General features: G+C 69.2%; 16 protein-coding genes. 4 read left to right on the forward strand and 12 right to left on the reverse strand.

Annotation, left to right across the window (positions count from 1 at the left end; translation table 11 throughout):
* A complete protein-coding gene (locus tag Q0D75_RS00645; RefSeq protein WP_291048143.1) occupies nucleotides 1-1,785 on the reverse strand; it encodes a polysaccharide biosynthesis tyrosine autokinase in 1,785 nt (594 codons plus the stop codon).
* A 175-nt stretch (nucleotides 1,786-1,960) separates the two neighbouring features.
* Between Q0D75_RS00645 and Q0D75_RS00650 the strand changes: the two genes are divergently transcribed.
* Genes Q0D75_RS00650 through lepB form a run of 3 tightly spaced genes read left to right on the forward strand, consistent with a single transcriptional unit; the run spans nucleotide 1,961 to nucleotide 4,795 of the window.
* Nucleotides 1,961-3,139 (forward strand): hypothetical protein, encoded by a 1,179-nt coding sequence (locus Q0D75_RS00650; RefSeq protein WP_291048145.1) that lies wholly within the window; start codon nucleotides 1,961-1,963, stop codon nucleotides 3,137-3,139.
* Between the two features lie 41 nt (nucleotides 3,140-3,180).
* Nucleotides 3,181-4,056, forward strand: coding sequence for a hypothetical protein (locus Q0D75_RS00655; RefSeq protein ID WP_291048146.1), 876 nt, complete (start codon nucleotides 3,181-3,183; stop codon nucleotides 4,054-4,056).
* Nucleotides 4,049-4,795: a signal peptidase I gene (gene lepB / locus Q0D75_RS00660; protein WP_291048149.1), complete on the forward strand. Its 747-nt coding sequence runs from the start codon at nucleotides 4,049-4,051 to the stop codon at nucleotides 4,793-4,795. Before Q0D75_RS00655 ends, lepB begins: the two co-directional genes overlap by 8 nt.
* A 257-nt stretch (nucleotides 4,796-5,052) precedes the next feature.
* Here lepB and Q0D75_RS00665 read toward each other — a convergent pair whose 3' ends face one another.
* The 10 genes from Q0D75_RS00665 to Q0D75_RS00710 all read right to left on the reverse strand — a co-directional run bounded on the left by Q0D75_RS00665 (nucleotide 5,053) and on the right by Q0D75_RS00710 (nucleotide 13,699).
* Nucleotides 5,053-5,553 (reverse strand): hypothetical protein, encoded by a 501-nt coding sequence (locus Q0D75_RS00665; RefSeq protein WP_291048151.1) that lies wholly within the window; start codon nucleotides 5,551-5,553, stop codon nucleotides 5,053-5,055.
* A gap of 195 nt (nucleotides 5,554-5,748) precedes the next feature.
* The gene (locus Q0D75_RS00670) at nucleotides 5,749-6,543 is read right to left on the reverse strand and encodes a helix-turn-helix domain-containing protein (RefSeq protein ID WP_291048154.1); all 795 of its coding nucleotides are present in this window, start codon (nucleotides 6,541-6,543) and stop codon (nucleotides 5,749-5,751) included.
* A gap of 167 nt (nucleotides 6,544-6,710) precedes the next feature.
* Nucleotides 6,711-7,772, reverse strand: coding sequence for a MauE/DoxX family redox-associated membrane protein (locus Q0D75_RS00675; RefSeq protein ID WP_291048157.1), 1,062 nt, complete (start codon nucleotides 7,770-7,772; stop codon nucleotides 6,711-6,713).
* Nucleotides 7,773-7,864: 92 nt separating this feature from the next.
* Complete coding sequence (locus Q0D75_RS00680; protein ID WP_291048159.1) at nucleotides 7,865-8,374, reverse strand: hypothetical protein; 510 nt, start codon at nucleotides 8,372-8,374, stop codon at nucleotides 7,865-7,867.
* Nucleotides 8,375-8,532: 158 nt separating this feature from the next.
* Nucleotides 8,533-9,792 (reverse strand): RNA polymerase sigma factor, encoded by a 1,260-nt coding sequence (locus Q0D75_RS00685; protein WP_291048161.1) that lies wholly within the window; start codon nucleotides 9,790-9,792, stop codon nucleotides 8,533-8,535.
* Nucleotides 9,792-10,217: a YciI family protein gene (locus Q0D75_RS00690; protein ID WP_291048163.1), complete on the reverse strand. Its 426-nt coding sequence runs from the start codon at nucleotides 10,215-10,217 to the stop codon at nucleotides 9,792-9,794. The genes Q0D75_RS00685 and Q0D75_RS00690 overlap by 1 nt, the downstream gene beginning before the upstream one ends.
* 104 nt (nucleotides 10,218-10,321) lie before the next feature.
* Nucleotides 10,322-11,101, reverse strand: a complete 780-nt coding sequence (locus Q0D75_RS00695) for a creatininase family protein (RefSeq protein ID WP_291048165.1) — start codon at nucleotides 11,099-11,101, stop codon at nucleotides 10,322-10,324.
* 97 nt (nucleotides 11,102-11,198) lie between these two features.
* Entirely contained in the window at nucleotides 11,199-12,380 is a 1,182-nt protein-coding gene (locus Q0D75_RS00700; RefSeq protein WP_291048167.1) for an ABC transporter substrate-binding protein, read from the reverse strand.
* Between the two features lie 93 nt (nucleotides 12,381-12,473).
* Complete coding sequence (locus tag Q0D75_RS00705) at nucleotides 12,474-12,944, reverse strand: cupin domain-containing protein (protein ID WP_291048170.1); 471 nt, start codon at nucleotides 12,942-12,944, stop codon at nucleotides 12,474-12,476.
* Entirely contained in the window at nucleotides 12,935-13,699 is a 765-nt protein-coding gene (locus Q0D75_RS00710) for an isochorismatase family cysteine hydrolase (RefSeq protein ID WP_291048172.1), read from the reverse strand. The genes Q0D75_RS00705 and Q0D75_RS00710 overlap by 10 nt, the downstream gene beginning before the upstream one ends.
* An 85-nt stretch (nucleotides 13,700-13,784) precedes the next feature.
* Between Q0D75_RS00710 and Q0D75_RS00715 the strand changes: the two genes are divergently transcribed.
* Nucleotides 13,785-14,495 (forward strand): GntR family transcriptional regulator, encoded by a 711-nt coding sequence (locus Q0D75_RS00715; RefSeq protein ID WP_291048174.1) that lies wholly within the window; start codon nucleotides 13,785-13,787, stop codon nucleotides 14,493-14,495.
* A 7-nt stretch (nucleotides 14,496-14,502) separates the two neighbouring features.
* On the opposite strand, the gene Q0D75_RS00720 is transcribed toward Q0D75_RS00715, so the two are convergent.
* The gene (locus tag Q0D75_RS00720) at nucleotides 14,503-15,405 is read right to left on the reverse strand and encodes a hypothetical protein (RefSeq protein WP_291048177.1); all 903 of its coding nucleotides are present in this window, start codon (nucleotides 15,403-15,405) and stop codon (nucleotides 14,503-14,505) included.
* Nucleotides 15,406-15,688: the final 283 nt, after the last annotated feature.

The following is a 15,688-nucleotide window of genomic DNA, read 5'->3' on the forward strand; positions in this document are numbered from 1 at the left end:
CTACTTCTTGGCCTGGTTGCGGAGTTCGCGGCGGGTCAGGCTGCGGGTGTGCGACGAGCCGGCCGAGGACTGATCCACGAAGTCATCCGCCTCGGGCTCGACGGTGTCGTCGAAGGAGATGCCGGCTCCCGACAGCACGTCGTCGAAACTCGTCTCCGAGGTCAGCGCGCTCTCGTACCGCCCCGCCTGGTAGGCGCCGCTTCCCGGGGTCGAGGTGCCCGGGGCCGAGGTGGTCGGCGTCGGGGCGCTCGGCGTCGATGCTCCGGCGAAGTGCTGCGGCACGACCGCGGGAACCGCGACCTCCTCGGCGGGAGCGACCGCCGTCTGCGGTTCCGCCACCGCGTCAGCGGCTGTCGGCTCCGCGGCATCGGCGTCGGTGCTCGGCCGGGCTGCATACCCGTATCCGTAGCCGTACCCGTAGCCGTACCCGCTCGCCCGTCGCGGCACCCGGTTCAGGATGATGCCCAGGGGGTGCGCACTCGCGCGTTCCAGATTCTTGAGCGCCTTGTTCAAGGCGTCGAAGGTGGTCTTGCCCACGCTCGCGACGATCAGCGCCCCGTCGGTGTTGTGCGTGAGGATCGCGGCATCCGTCACCGGGATCAGCGGCGGGGCGTCGATGAGCACGATGGCCTTCTTCGACAGCTCCGCCAGCAGGGTGTGCATGCGCTCCGAGCCGAGCAGTTCGCTCGGGTTGGGCGGAGTCTTACCCGCCGCCAGAACGGCGAAGCGGCCGGAGTTGCCCCACGGCTGGAGCACGTCGCCGATCTCCGACCGGCCGGCCAGCACATCGGTCAGACCGGCGCCCTCGACCAGGTTGAACGTGGTGGAGACGGTCGGGCGACGCAGATCGGCATCGACGAGGATGACGTTCTGCCCTCCCGCGGCAAGGGCGATGGCCAGGTTCGCGATCGTGGTCGACTTCCCGTCACCGGGGAGCGGGCTCGTGACCACGATCACGCGGGGCGGATTGTCGACGTTCATGAACTGCAGGTTGGTGCGCACCTCGCGCATCGCCTCTGCCACGGCGACATCGTCGTCCGAGGCCGCGCTCGCACCGGTCGCACCGTCCATCGAGACAAGACGGGCTTCGTCGGTGAACCGCCGGTCGACCGGGACCGATCCGATCACCGAGAGACCGGTCTCCTTCTCCACCGCTTCCGCCGTCCGGATGCGCCGGTCGAGTGCATGGCGGATCACCGCGTAGACCAGGCCGAGCAGCAAGCCGGCCACCAGGCCCATGATGATCGCCAGCCGCGTGTTGGGCGAGGTGGGCGATGTGGGGAGAACCGCGGAATCGAGCGGGATCAGCTGTACGAGCCCGGATCCCCCGTCCGTAGCGCCGGTGGGATTCTCGATCGTCTGGATCTGCTGCGCGATTCCGCGCAACCAGGCTTCTGCCAGGTCACGGGCCTCGACGGGGGTCGGACCGGTCGCGCTCACCTTCATCAGCACGGTATTGGCCGGATTGGTGACGGAAATCCGACGGACCAGCGATTCGGGTGCGACGTCGGTCAGCCCGAGATTGTCGATGGCGAACTGCGCGACGGCCCGGGAGGTTCCGATGTCGATGTAGGACTTCACCTTGGACTGGGCGAGGTTGTCCCCGACCAGCGCGTTCCCGGTGTCGGAGTTGGTGCCGGCCGTGACGTACCCGCTGGCGTCCGCCGAGTAGACCCTCGGCTGGATCAAGGCCCAGCCGAACGCGGCCGCTCCCCCGAGGAGCGTGATCAGGATGATGGCGATCCAGTGCGCGCGCAGGATCGGTAGGTACGACCTCAGTTCCATACTCTGCCCCATCGTCATTCGCCGCAGTTCGAGCGACCACGTACTCGTCTTTCAGAAACGCTCGTCCTTCAGACACGCCGAAGTTGGATCGATCATGTCATTCTAGGGGCGCGATGGCGAACTGCCCCAGGCAGGGAGCCCACGACCGGGGGTGAACGTGGACTATCCTGACGAGATGGGCGGGACGGATCTTGCGGTCAGCGCGCTCGGCGTGCGGATCGTTCTCGACCTGGAGCTGGTCGCGTCCCGCGAATTGCGTCAGCAGATCCGCGACCTCTGGACCGACGCGACGCCGCCGGCCGGCGATGCCGCGGTCCGCAGCGCGTCGCTCCGGCTCTCGGACACCGTGCCCGATCCGGGGTCGACGGGATCGAGGATCAGACAGGACCGCACGCGGGTCGACATCGTGTCGGATGACTTCCGCATCCTGGCATCCGCTCTCTCCAGCCAGGTGACGCTCAAGGCGATCGAGGCCCGCAAGGGCGAACTGGTGATGCTGCACGCCTGCGGGATCGCGGAGCCCGATGGCCGGGTCACCGCCTTCGTCGGCCCCTCCGGGCGAGGCAAGACGACGCTCGCCTCCCGACTGGCGCGGCGGTTCGGCTACGTCACCGATGAGACGGTGGGGGTCGACGCCGAGGGGCGGGTTCACCCCTACCGCAAGCCGCTGTCGGTGATCGAGAGCGGCTCGCATCACGGGGACAAGACGCAGCTCAACTCCCAGGAGCTCGGACTGGTCCCCCTCCCCGCCGAGCCGCTCGTGCTCGGCGCGATCTGCCTGATCGAGCGTGACCCCGAGCACGAGGCCGCTCCCGACGTGACCGAGGTCGGCCTTGCCGAGGCCATCACCGCGCTCGTCCCCGAATTGAGCTACCTCCCCGCACTCGAGCGGCCCCTGCAGACCCTCGCGGCTCTGATCGACCGTGTGGGCGGCGTGCGGCGCATCCGGTATCAGGATGCCGAGCAGGTCGTCGACGTCGTGCCGGGGCTCCGCTCCCGGCCCCGGTCTCCGCAGCTCTGGGAGGCGCTGCCGGCGGAATCCGCACCCCGAGTGCGGTCGGACGACGTCTACCACCGCGCACCGGCCGATGACGGCATCTCGATCTCGGGGGTCTACGTCTTCCTGCACGGCACCAGGGTGCAGGTGGTCGACGGAGTCGGTCCGCTCATCTGGGACGCCCTGCCGGCCGATCGGGCGACGATCACCGACGACGTGGTCGCGCGCATCGGGGTGCCGGAGACCGGAGACGCCCGCACCCTGATCGACCAGGCCCTCGACGACCTGATCGACGCGGGCATCGTCGAGGCCGGCGTGCACCGGGATGACGCCGTGGCGGTAGAGGAATCATCCTGAACGAGCAGTCCCCCCTGACCAACCTTCAGGCCGTCCCCCTCGTGAGTGCCCTCACGTCGTTCATCGCGCGGCGGAGCGGGATCCGGATCTTGCTGATCAAGGGCCTGGTGGCCGAGGAGCTGAAGCTCCGGCCCGCGCGCGGGTACGCCGACGTCGACGTGCTGGTGGAGCCGGCCCGCTTCGACGAGTTCATCGAACAGCTCGCCCGGATCGGCTGGCACGAACGGGTGCACCTGTGGCTGTTCGATCGGATCGACGAGCACTCCATGGCCGTCATCCACGACAACTGGCCGATCGACATCGATGTGCACCGGTACTTCCCCGGCTTCCTGCGGTCGCCCGAGGACGTGTTCGAGCAGCTCTGGGAGCACCGTCAGGCGTTCACCATCGCGGCGACCGAGAGGACCGGAACCGATGCGGTCGCGGGCGCTGCGATCCTCGGGCTGCACTCCCTGCGGTCGCTGCACTACGAGCGCACCTCGCGGGAGTACACGTTCTTGGTCGACCAGCTGCGCGCCGATCCGGAGACCGCCGAGGCGCTGGCCGAATTGGCGGCCCAGACGGGCAGCTCGGAGACGCTCTCGCCGCTTCTGAGCGCCGTCGGCGTGCCGCCACGACCCGGGCCCGCCATCGACCGGCACGATCTGGCGGCCTGGCGCCGGCGCACCGCACATCCCTCGCGTGCAGGAGAGTGGATGACCTACTTCTCGCGCATCCCGGTACGACGCTGGCCCGGGGAACTCCGGGTCGTCATCTGGCCGCCCCGGGAGCTCTATCTGCAAGACCATCCAGACGCCGGGGCCACCCGTGCCGGATTGATCCGCCACCGGATCCGCCGGCTCGGACGGGGAGCCGTGGGCGTTGCGAAGGCTCTGTTCGCGACGAACGGGCGCGCACCGAGGAGCCCGCATGAGTGATGTGAACCCCTCGGAGCCGGCTGCCGCCCCCTCCTCCACGATGGCCGCACCCCGCAGACCGGGGCTCGCGCGGCGGCTGGCGCGCAACCCGCTCGTCAACCTCGTGGCCGCGTTCCTGGTGCTGGCGCTCGTGCAGACCTTCCTCGTGCGCCTCTACGCCGTCCCCTCCGGCTCGATGGAGCAGACGCTCGAGATCGGCGACCGCATCCTGGTCAACCGGCTGGCCTACCTCGGCGACGGGCCGCAGACCGGCGACGTCGTCGTGTTCGACGCCTCCGACGCCTGGGAGGCACCCCGGGCAGCCGATCCGAACCCCCTGAAGGCGGCGGTGAAGTGGGTGGGCGGCATCGTGGGCATCGGGCCCTCGGATCGGCACACGCTCGTCAAGCGCGTGATCGCCGGCCCCGGGCAGACCGTCTCGTGCTGCGACGCCGAGGGACGGATGCTGGTGGACGGCGTGCCTCTGGACGAACCGTACGTGTTCGAAGACCTGCCGTTCGTGGCCGGCAGCACCGACTGCGAGAGCACTCCGGCCTCACTGCGGTGCTTCGACGAGTACACGCTGCCCGACGACCGCTACCTCGTTCTGGGTGACCATCGCTCGGCCTCCGGCGACGGGCTGGCGAACTGCCGGGGTCAGACCGTGATCGACGACTGCGTGCGGCTCGTGAAGAAGGAGGACGTGGTGGGGCGGGTGTTCCAGATCGTGTTCCCCTTCGGCAACTGGGGACCGGTCTGAGCGGCGACTTCACCCGGGATGAGAAGAGGGTGAAGTCGAAGATGAAATGTGCGGCTTTGACACCGCACCCCCCTATCGGGGGGATATATTCGTGGAGTCGGACCCGAAGACGTCTACGGTCTCGATGACGAGTCGCACTTGTCGGACACCCATTCCGCGGCGACGACGTCTGCGTCTCCCCGCCAATCGGGCCCCAAACCGCTGGCGGGGAGGCCACGTCGTTTCTGGTCAGTGCCTCTCGGCGCCGTCCCTCCGGCTCAGGCGCGCGACCAGCCGCGGATGACGGCGGAGCGAGTGCTGCCTTCGTCTCCCCAGACCCGGGCCGTGAACTCGTCGTCGTCGCGACCGCCCTCCAGCTTCACGATGCTCACCGTGGGCAGCACCGCCTCCCCGTCCCGGGCGGACAGCGACGGCCGGCCGGCATCGAGGCGATTCGTCTCGGCGCGCGTGATCGTCCAGCCTCCCGCCAGATCGTCTCCGACCGCCAGACCGTGCGCCCGGAACGCGCCCGACCAGCGCAGGCTGAGGGTGAGGCGTCCCGACTCCTGGGCTGCGTGCGATCCGCGCATCCGCAGCACGCCGTTGCCCATCGTGATGCTCACGACGCCGGGCTGCGTGTTGGCGGCGAAGTCGACGCTCATCCGGAGCGGGTTGACGACGCCGGGCAGCTCGCCCGCGCTCGGCCGCGCGGCGGGGAGCCGGCCGAGAGTGGTCTCGGGCAGGCCGAGCTCAGGATCGAACCGGGAGTTCGGAATCATCGGGAATTGTCTCCGCATCGGGGTGATTCGTCATGGGATGACAGAATGCGTCCCCGGATTCGTCAGCAGCGTTCGGGTCTCGCTGCTTCGAACCTACACGGCAGGTGACCTCGCGCGCCGTCATCCGGGCCTCGGGGAGGGTGATAATCCACCCGGTCGGGGTGAAAAGGCCGCCCCGACCGACCGGATCGTGTGCTAGCGCACGCTCTGCTGCCGCGTCTGGACCCCGTGGCGGATCTCCGACGGCGTGCTGTATCCCATCGACTCGAACGCGCGCCGCAGTTCCGAGGCGTCCGCGAATCCGCTGTGCTGGGCGATCTGCGAGACGTTCAGCACCCGGAAGGCGGGATTGGTGAGCATCGAGACCGCGAGATCGGCGCGCTGTCGGCGGATCTCCCGCGAAGGCGTCGATCCGATCGAGGAGAACAGGCGCTGCAGCTGCCGCATCGAGATGTTGAGGTCGTGCGCGAGGCGAGTCGGTGTGAGCGAACGATCGGTGCGGTAGCCGGCGATCTGCGACATCGCCCGGTCGAGCAGGCCGACGCTCGGCGTGGCCAGACCTCCGGCTCCACGACCCTCCAGCAGCAGCGACGCCACCATCTCGAGCACCAGCTTCTCGAGGAAGTAGGTTGAGAGGCGCTCCGGGCTCTGCGTGTTCTCCAGCGTGCCCAGCAAGAACTTCTTCGTGGGCGTCAGCACGGCCGAACCCTGGATCGTGCCGAAGGAGCCGGCCGGGCCGGTGTACTCCTCGAGTGCCGCGGTCGGCATCGCCACCGCGAGCGCCGTGCACCGGCGTGAGCCGTAGACCGCGTAGCGGCGGGCGCCCACGATGTACACGGCCTGGTCGGGCCGTAGCGGCAGGTCTTCCCGGTTCTCGCCGCGCACCACGATGGTGGCGTCGATCGGGATGACCAGCTCGATCGACGGCGTGGCCGTGCGGCAGATCTTGCGCAGAGGCGTTCCTCCGGCCGGAATGTCCAGAACCGACAATTCGGTGTCACCGAATCGCACCCTGGTCGTGTTGCGTCCTTCGGCCGACGACGTCGCAGTCGTCTGTGACGAAGTAGTCCTTGAAGAAATCATCTGAGCCCCCGCTCGATTTGTTCTCGACCCCGGAGGGCCATCGTGTCGCATTCAGCTAGAAGTTCGCCTCCGCCTTATGAGGCCTCCATTCGATCGGACCGGATCAGATCATCCGCACGTCGTCGTGCAGGATCGGGTATGACGGAGACTACATCGCGAACGAGATCTTGTACCTCCACACTTCCCTGCGCAGGGCCTGCCGCGACCATCCGGTCGGTGCCGAGCAGCAGCGCGCTCGGCACTCCGCCGATGCGCGCGGCCGTCATCAGCGAGCGGTAGCCGTAATAGAACGTCGCATCGAGGTCGGGGTGGGCCCGGCGGATCGCCTCCGGCGAGTCGGAGGTGAGCACGGCGATGTCGACCGCTCCCCGGAACTCGCGCTCCCACTGCGGAATGCGGTCGGCGACCCTGCCGCAGGGCGTGCAATCCGCCGAGAGCAGCAGCAGCAAGGTGGGACGGGACACCGCGATCGCCATCAGGGGGACGGCCCGGCCGGCCGAGCTCGTGACCTCCAGGCCGGGGATCGGCCACGGTTCACCGTCCCGCCCCGGGCCGTCCGACCCGGTTCCGGCGAAGGAGGGCGGAGCGACCGCGGCGGCCGGGCCCCGGGTGCGAACTCCCCTCACGACGAGCGCTGCGGCGACCAGCGCCGTGAGCACGAGCGCGCCCGAGCCGAAGGCGATCCACTCGGCCGGATCGAATGCGACGAGCCCCGCGATCACACCGTCATCGGCGATGACGAGCACGACCAGCGAGGCGAGCACGAACAGGACGTTTCGCGCCACGGACCAACGGTCGATGGGGCGGGAGGAGGTGCCGCCGAAGCAGGCGCACACCACCGTCTCGTGGCGCACGAGCACCAGCACGGTGAGGGTCAGAAAGACGCAGAAGACGAGAACGGCTCCGGCCGTGACCACGGTGAAGGCCAGGCCCTGCGTCACCAGGAGCGCCCCACCCAGAGCGATCTCGGCGAAGGGCACGGCCGCTGCGATCGCCGGGTGCCGGAGCGCCGCCGGCATCCGCAGCTCGCCGAGCATCCGGAGCGTCTGCTCGCTGCGACCCACCTTTGCCGTGCCGCTGACCAGCAGCACCGCGGCGAGCGCGGTGGTGAGGAGCACGGCGACGGGAAGGATCATTGCTCGGGCCAGGCTTTCGGACGAAGACGACTACGACGAGCGGATGTGGTGCGGCGGGACGGCTCTTGGGGAAGCCGCCCCGCCGCGCCGGATCAGCTCGCCGAGCAGAGGATCAGCGTGGAGCTGACCGAACCGGCGGCCTTTGAGCCGGTGCCGATGTAGCCGGTGGGCACCGACACGACCCCGTTCAGCGTGAAGGCCACCGAGATCGACAGCGTGGTGCGGAAGGCGATCGTCGCACCGGCCGGGAGAGCGGCGGTGAGGGTGATCTGACGGCTGGTCTGGCTCAGCACGGCGACGTTGGCTGTGCCGCCGCTGACGCTGAAGACGCCGATGTTGGCGACGCCGGAGCCGGTGATGATCACCGAGGTGCCGACGGGCAGCGGGGCCGACGGACCGGCGGTCAGCGTGAAGCCGGGGCCGAGCACGCCGAGGGTGCCGCAGGATCCGTCGAGGTGGAAGGCGCCCAGCTGCACGTCGGAGGCCGCGGCGAGCGGCGTGGCGACGGCGAGTGCGATAACGGGCAGCGACCAGGCCGCTCCCTTCATCACGGTGCGGCGTGCGACACCGCTGTCGTCTTTGGTGATGTCGGATTCGGTCATGAAGCCCCCTGAGCTCTGCGAGATGATGTCGGTCTCGTGAGCTCTTGTCGTGCTCACTGGGAACTCATGCTCGCCAAGGAGGCGGAGGCGTCGTCACCCCACCCGGGGGTCTTGTCGTCGCGGTGATGTCATGTGTCGTGAAAGTGATCAATCAGGGATCAGAGGGCGTCGGATTTGGCCTGCAGCACCTCCCGTTCCCGGGCGTTCGAGGTGAGCGCCACGGCGGCCGCGAATTCGGCCCGCGCCTGTTCACGACGGCCGAGTCGCGCGAGCAGTTCGCCCCGCACACTCGGCAGCAGGTGCGAGCCGCGGAGGGCTCCGGATGCGGCGATCCCGTCGACGATGAGCAGAGCGGATGCGGGGCCCGTCGCCTGCGAGACCGCGACCGCGCGGTTCAGTTCCACCACGGGGTTCGGCGCGAGGCGTCCGAGCGCCTCGTAGAGCAGAACGACCTGGGCCCAGTCCGTGCTCTCGACGCTCTGCGCAGTGGCATGGCAGCGGGCGATCGCCGCCTGCAGGGCGTAGGGGCCGCGCCCGGTCTTACGGGCCGTGGCCAGCGCATCCGCCCGCTCGAGGGCAGCTTCACCCCGGCGGATCTGAGCGTGATCCCAGCGGGAGCGGTCTTGGTCGGCGAGCAGGATGGGACGGCCGTCGGGGGCCGTGCGGGCGGCGAACCGGGAGGCCTGGAACTCCATCAGCGCGAGCAGGGCGTGCACCTCGGGTTCGCGGGGCAACAGGCCGGCCAGTACCCGGCCGAGGCGGAGCGCCTCGGTGGCGAGGTCGAGGCGCATCCAGCGCTCCCCCGAGGTGGCCGCGTAGCCCTCGGTGAAAACGAGGTAGACGACGCCGAGCACGGGCCCCAGGCGCGCCGCCCACTCGCCCGGATCCGGCACCTCGAACGGGACCCGGGCGGCCGACAGCGTCTTCTTGGCGCGCACGATCCGCTGCTGCACGGTGGCCACGGGCAGCAGGAACAGCCGCGCGATCTCGTCGGTGGTGAGGCCGCCGACCAGGCGGAGCGTGAGCGCCACCTGGGCCTCCCGGGCGAGAACGGGGTGGCAGGCCGTGAAGACGAGCCTCAGTACGTCGTCGTCGATCGGCTCCCAGACGTCATCCGCGCCGGGGACCCCGCCCTCCCGCGAGGCGAGGTCGTGGGCGATCGCGCTGTGCCGCTCGTCGAGCCGCTCACGGCGGCGCCACCCGTCGATCGCCTTGCGCTTGGCCACGGCGGTGAGCCAGGCGGCCGCGTTCTGCGGCACGCCCGACTCGGGCCACTGTGCGAGGGCGTCGGCCACGGCATCCTGAGCGAGATCCTCGGCCAGGCCCAGGTCGCCCGTCAGCCGCGCGAGATTGCCGACGATGCGGGCGCCCTCGATCCGCCAGACGGCGTCGACCGTGCGCCGCACGTCGGCGGACATCAGCGTTCGGCCTGCTCCGCGCGCCAGCCCTCTTCCTTCTGGATGTACTCGTTGTCTTCGTGGCCGGCGAAGTCGCTCATGTCGGTGACCCGGCGCACCTCGAGCTTGCTGCCGGCGCCCAGCGGTGCGCGGCTCGCCCACTGCACGGCCTCCTCCTTCGAGGAGACCTCGATGATCCAGAAGCCGTTGAACAGCTCGTGGATCTCGCCGTAGGGGCCGTCGGTGACGATCGGCGTCTCGCCCGCGAAGTCGACCACGAAGGCCGTGCTCAGGTCGTCGGCGAGGCCTTCGCCGGCCAGCAGCACGCCGGCCTTGATCATCGATTCGTTGTAGGCGCCCATCGCGTTGATGACCTCGGCGAAGTCGATCTCCTCGTAGGCGGCCTTGGCGGCTTCGGTGGCTCGCATGATCAGCATGAATTTCATCGGGGTGCTCCTTGTTCGGCAGGGCGGGGAATCCGTCCTTCTACTATTGCGTCGAACGGGAGCACGCCGGATCGACAATGCCGTGAAAAAACTTTCGGGGGATCTCAGTGAGGCGGGAACGCGAACGAACTAATCTCGCGGAAAACCTCTGAGAGCGCCTTCGACTGGTGCTCCACGATCCGCTCGCCGAGCTCGCGGGTGGCGGCCGTGGGGTCGCCGAGAACCCCGGATGCCGAGAGGTCGTCCGTCACCCAGGCGGTGGGCACCGCGCCCTCGAGGGTGAGGTGCGTGTAGCCGGCGAAGAGGTCGCCGGCCGCGGCGCCGTCGCGCACGGCGAGCTGCATGTGCACGAGCTCGGGAGCGAGCGCCCACACGATGCTCGACTCGATCTGACCGCCGTGGATGCCGTAGTCGGGATCGACGGGGTCGACACCCTCGGGCAGGCCCAGTCGCCCGGGCATCATCGGGAAGACCTCGAGGCCCGTCTCGACCCGGATGTCGCGCGCGACCACATCCAGCAGCCCGGGCTGGCCGCCGTGACCGTTCACGAACACGAGCTTGCGGAATCCGGATGCCGCCAGCGAGCGTCCGAGATCCAGGCACACGGCTATCAGCGTCGAGGCGCTCATCGCGATGGTGCCCGCGCGGCCCAGGTGTTCGGTCGACTTGCCGTAGCTCAGGGTGGGCAGCTGCCACACGTTACTGCCCTCGCCGAGCCGTGCGATGGCCAGCCCGGTCATCCGCTCGGCGACCAGGGCATCCGTCACCAGGGGCAGGTGCGCCCCGTGCTGCTCGATCGCGCCGATCGGCTGCACGATCACGGCGTCGCTCTTCTGGATCGCCGCCACCTCCACGGTCGTGAGGTGTGCCAGCAGATGCGTCATGTGGATGTCTCCCGACCGTGAAACGACGCCGACCCGTCCGTTCGTACCGCTAAGCCATGGGGAGAGCGCGACTGACTGACGGGTCGGCGGCTGGGGGTTACTTGGTGAGGCCGATCGAGGTGTCGATGAACTCATTGGTGTAGATGTCGGCGGGGGTGAGGCCTTCCGCGGGTGCGGTGCCGAGGCCCTCGAAGACAGGGACGATCTTGTCGAAGACATCCGAGACACGCTGGTCTTCGAAGTCGCCGAGGGTGTCGTTCGGGCCGTTGCCGACCAGGCCGATGCTGAGAGCGGTGTCGATCGAGTAGTCCGCCACGCCCTGGGTGTAGACCCAGCCGGTGTCGTAGTCCTTGACCAGCTCGAGGATGAGGTCGACGGTCTGCTGGGGCGAGTCGTAGAAGTCGACCTCGGCCTGCTGCATCACGGGCACGAGCGCCTTGAGGCAGTCGGCCTGCGCGGTGACGTCGTCACTGCGCACCGAGACGGGGCCGTAGTAGATCGGGTAGCCCAGGTCGTTGATCAGCTGGTAGTCGACCGGCTTGCCCCAGCTCTCCACCTCGTTCTCGTAGATGTAGGGCTCGGCCGAGGCGAAGCCCTGCTGGGCGTCCTTGCCGCCGGCGGCCACGAACGAGGCGGGGGTGCCGTCGTAGGATCCGTCGGTCTGCGACTCGGGGATGATGCCCGCGGCCATCAGGTACTCCATGTAGGCGGAGCCGCCGAAGTAGCGCACGGTCGCGCCGCCGGCGACGACATCCTGAACCGTCTTGGCGTCGGGGTAGGTCTCGGGGTCCCACATGATCATGGTGGGGCCGATGTCCAGTGGTGCGAAGACGGCCGTGGTGGGCATGTCGGCCGAGAGCTGGATGGCCTCGTCGGTGGAGACGTAGCCGAGCAGGATGTCGGGGTCGGTGTACATCTGGCTCGACACGGTCTGGAAGCCGATCGCCGGGCCACCGGCCCGGATCTCGACGTCGACGCCGGTGTACTCGCCGCCGGCCATCAGCGGGCCGGAGACGGTCTTGTTCTCGGCGTCGATCGTGTAGTCGTCGCCGAGCAGCTGGTAGAGGTGGCCGTGCTCGGCCTCGGGGTTCCAGTCGGTCTGGATGACGACCTTGGCGGGGCAGCCGGCCGCGGCGAGGTCGGTGGCGCCGATGGTGAGGTCGGCGGAGGAAGTGGACTCGGTGGTGGCCGAGGAGCCGCTGGAACAGGCGGCGAGGGACACGGCGGCGGTGACCGCCAGCCCGGTGGCCAGGATCAGCCGGGATCGGGAGCTGCGCATGGGTTGTCTCCTTGGTTGGGTGTGCTGTGTGGTGCGGGTGGGCCGGATGGGTTCAGGGGGGCGGGGTCTGCGGGCGACGGATGCGCCCGGCGGTCAGGCCGCGAGGGTGCCGCGAGCGGCGAAGACGACCGCGAGGTCTTCCTCGTCGAGCGGCTCGGGCGTGCCCGACACGACGAGGTCGTAGAAGCCGGGCAGGCCGCCCTCGGGCTGCGAGCCGAGGTCGTGGGTCATGATCGTGACCGAGTAGAGCTTCTCGGTTTTCGACGTGTTGGCAATATGGTGCACCGAGCCGATCGGCAGGGTGAGCATGTCGCCGGCACCGACCGGAACCTCGTTCTCGTCGCTGTAGGCGATGCCCTCACCCTTCAGGAAGAGGAAGAGCTCGACCGAGTCGGGGTGCGAGTTGTCGGGCTGCTGACCCTCCGGGTCCCAGATCTCCAGGAACACGCTCGAGGGCGAGCCGTCGACCGGGCCGGTCAGCGGCACGAGCCGCACCGTGTCGTCCGGAGCGATGCGGTACGCCGTGTAGGTGTCGGGCGAGCGGAGGGTGGGCGCTACGGCCATGAGGGTCGTCCTTTCGTGAGGGCTGTCGTGAGGGCGGCCGCGGAGACCGCGAAGCCGAAGCACTGGTCGACGTTGTGCACGGTGGCGTCGAGGCAGAACGCGGGCGAGGTGGTGGCGCTGGCCTCTTCGAGGAACACGCAGTCGTAGCCGAGGCAGGCCGCGTCGATCAGGGTGGCGTACACGCACTGGTCGGCGTTCACGCCGGCGAACAGGATGGTGTCGACGCCGAGAGCGCGCAGGGTGGAGTCGAGCGGGGTGTCCCAGAAGCCGCTCATCCGGAACTTGTCGATGCAGATGTCGGTGCCGGCGATCTCGAGCTCGTCGACGACCGCGGCGCCCCACGATCCGGCGGTGAGCACGGCCGGGCTGGCGTCGTGCGCGGCGCCGATCCCCTCGCCGATGCCGGCGGGGTCGTACACATGGATGACGTTCGGAGGCAGGTTGATGCGGTCGGGGCGGTTGCCCCAGTCGAGCCAGATTACGGGCACGTCGAGGGCCCTCAGCTCCGGCAGCAGAGCGGCGATCGGGCCGATCGCCGCTCGGGCCGGCGGGATGTCGACGCCGATCGAGGCCAGCCATCCGCCGGGCGTGCAGAAGTCGTTCTGCATGTCGACGACCACCAGAGCGGTGCGACCGAGGTCGAAGCGCAGCTCGCCGCGGCGGGTGGGCACGGTGACGGCGCCCCGCTCCGCGGCTCCGGATGCCACGAGATCGGTCAGTGAACCGGAGACGCTCCATCGGCGTGGCTGTCGCATGTCGTCCTCCTCCCGGTCGCGGTATATGCGATGGTAAGACTGGTTTATAACGGTCGTATTTCGGCAGCGTCACCGGGAGGAAACAATGTCCAGCACCCATGACCGGCTGCTCGAGCTGTGGCGCACGGCGGCCGAGGCCGGCACACCGCTGCCCTCCGAGGCGGCCCTGGCCGCGGAACTCGGCGTCAGCCGACCCACCGTGCGCGAAGAGCTGATCCGGCTGGAATCGCACGGGCTGCTCACCCGTCTGCCCAACAGCGGCACCTTCCCCAACCGCTCGGCGCTGGACATGGGCCTGCGGCTGGACCAGAGCTACGAGTTCTCGGAGATGCTGCGCGAGGCCGGCTTCGAACCGCGGATGGAGGTGCTGGCCTCGTCGTGGTGCGAGCTCGACGCGGTGCGCGCCGACCGGCTCGGCGTGCGCCCGGGGGCGTCGGCGTTCAGCACCACCAAGCGCTGGTCGGCGAACGGGGTGCCCACGATGGTGGCGACCGACTTCATCCCCGCCACCCGGCCGGACGGCTCGGCCGCGGGCACCACGCCGGATCCGTCACTCACCGTGTTCGAGCTCGTGCGGCAGCTGCGCGGCTCGACGATCGAGTGGGAGCAGACCTGGATCGAGGCCGAGGTGGCCGATGCCGCCGAGCAGGAGCTGCTCTCGCTCCCGGCGCAATCCAGCGTGCTGCGGATCACCATGGCCGGCATCTCGGTGCTGGGCGCCAAGCTGTACCTGGCCGAGGAGACCCATCGGCAGGGGATCGTGCCATACGGCATGATCCGCACCGTTCCGCGCTGAGCGGTCGTCAGCCGGCTGCTTCCTCCGCCTGCTGCTCCTCGTCCGCGGCGAGCGCCGCGGCCTGCTCCTCGGCCTCGCGGGCCGCGCGGTAGCCGCGCACGGTCTCCATCGCGGCCTCGACGTCGTACTCCGGGTCGGGTTCGAGGAATCGCTCCAGGATCGCGACCAGCGCGATGGCCGGCAGCGTCCACTCCGGATCGTCGGAGGTGATCGTGGCCGGGCCCCGGTAGGAGGCGTCGACCAGTCCCGGGTTACCCAGGTGCCGCAGCCCCAGACCCTCCACGACCGCCGAGATCACCACCGCGTACGGCCGGTAGTCGCCGTTCCACTCCGATCGCAGCCGGTAGCCGAGGATGCGCGAGAACCAGCTGTGGAACTCCGCCATCCGCTCGATGAACGAGTCGCTTCCGCTCAGCAGCGCCTGCTCGATGTCGGCCCGCGCCGACGACTCCATGTGACTGAGCAGCGACGCCGACAGCCCCACGTACGACTGCCAGGCCACCGAGGCGATCACGGCACGGTAGTTGTGCTCGAGGGCCACCCGGATCACCTCGAACATCACCCGCCGACGGTCGGTCTCCGAACTCAGCAGCTCGACGTTCTGGAAGAGGATGCGCTCGCTGATCGCGAGCGTCTCGTCATCGGCGAGCTTGGTCGAGGTCTCGGCCGCGATCTCGGCGAGCAGATCGGAGACGAAAGCCTCTTTGGAGTCCCAGAGGCGATAGGTCGAGCTGCGCGGTACGCCCGCCTCGCGGATCAGGTCGTCCATCACGATGTGCTCGAAGCCGATCGTGAGGCCGATCCCCTCGATGCGCTCGAGGGCGACGTCGAGCACACGGCGTCGCACTTCGGCGGCCCGGATACGCGAGCGACGCCGAAGGGAATCGTTCGAAGCAGTCGAGTCGGCCATCGGATGCACCCCCACACAGTCACGCGGCTCGAGCCGGGTCAGCGGGAGCACACGTGTCGACCAGCGTAGTGAATACCTTCCCGAGATGGGACAGGGGACGCCAAGTCCCAGTCGAGTGTGACGTTCCGCGTCGCCGAGCGCGAGTGCGGTATCCCGCTAGCTAGACTAGCTAGTAGCACTGCGAACGCCTCAACCCCCATTCGGCGACCAGATCATTGCGAGCGCGAGCACCGACACCGGTGGACGCATGCCTAGTTCATCTAGTAACGAGGTGGACTACGCT

This window comes from Herbiconiux sp. (genome assembly GCF_023264855.1).
In the GTDB taxonomy this organism is placed as follows: Bacteria; Actinomycetota; Actinomycetes; order Actinomycetales; family Microbacteriaceae; genus Herbiconiux.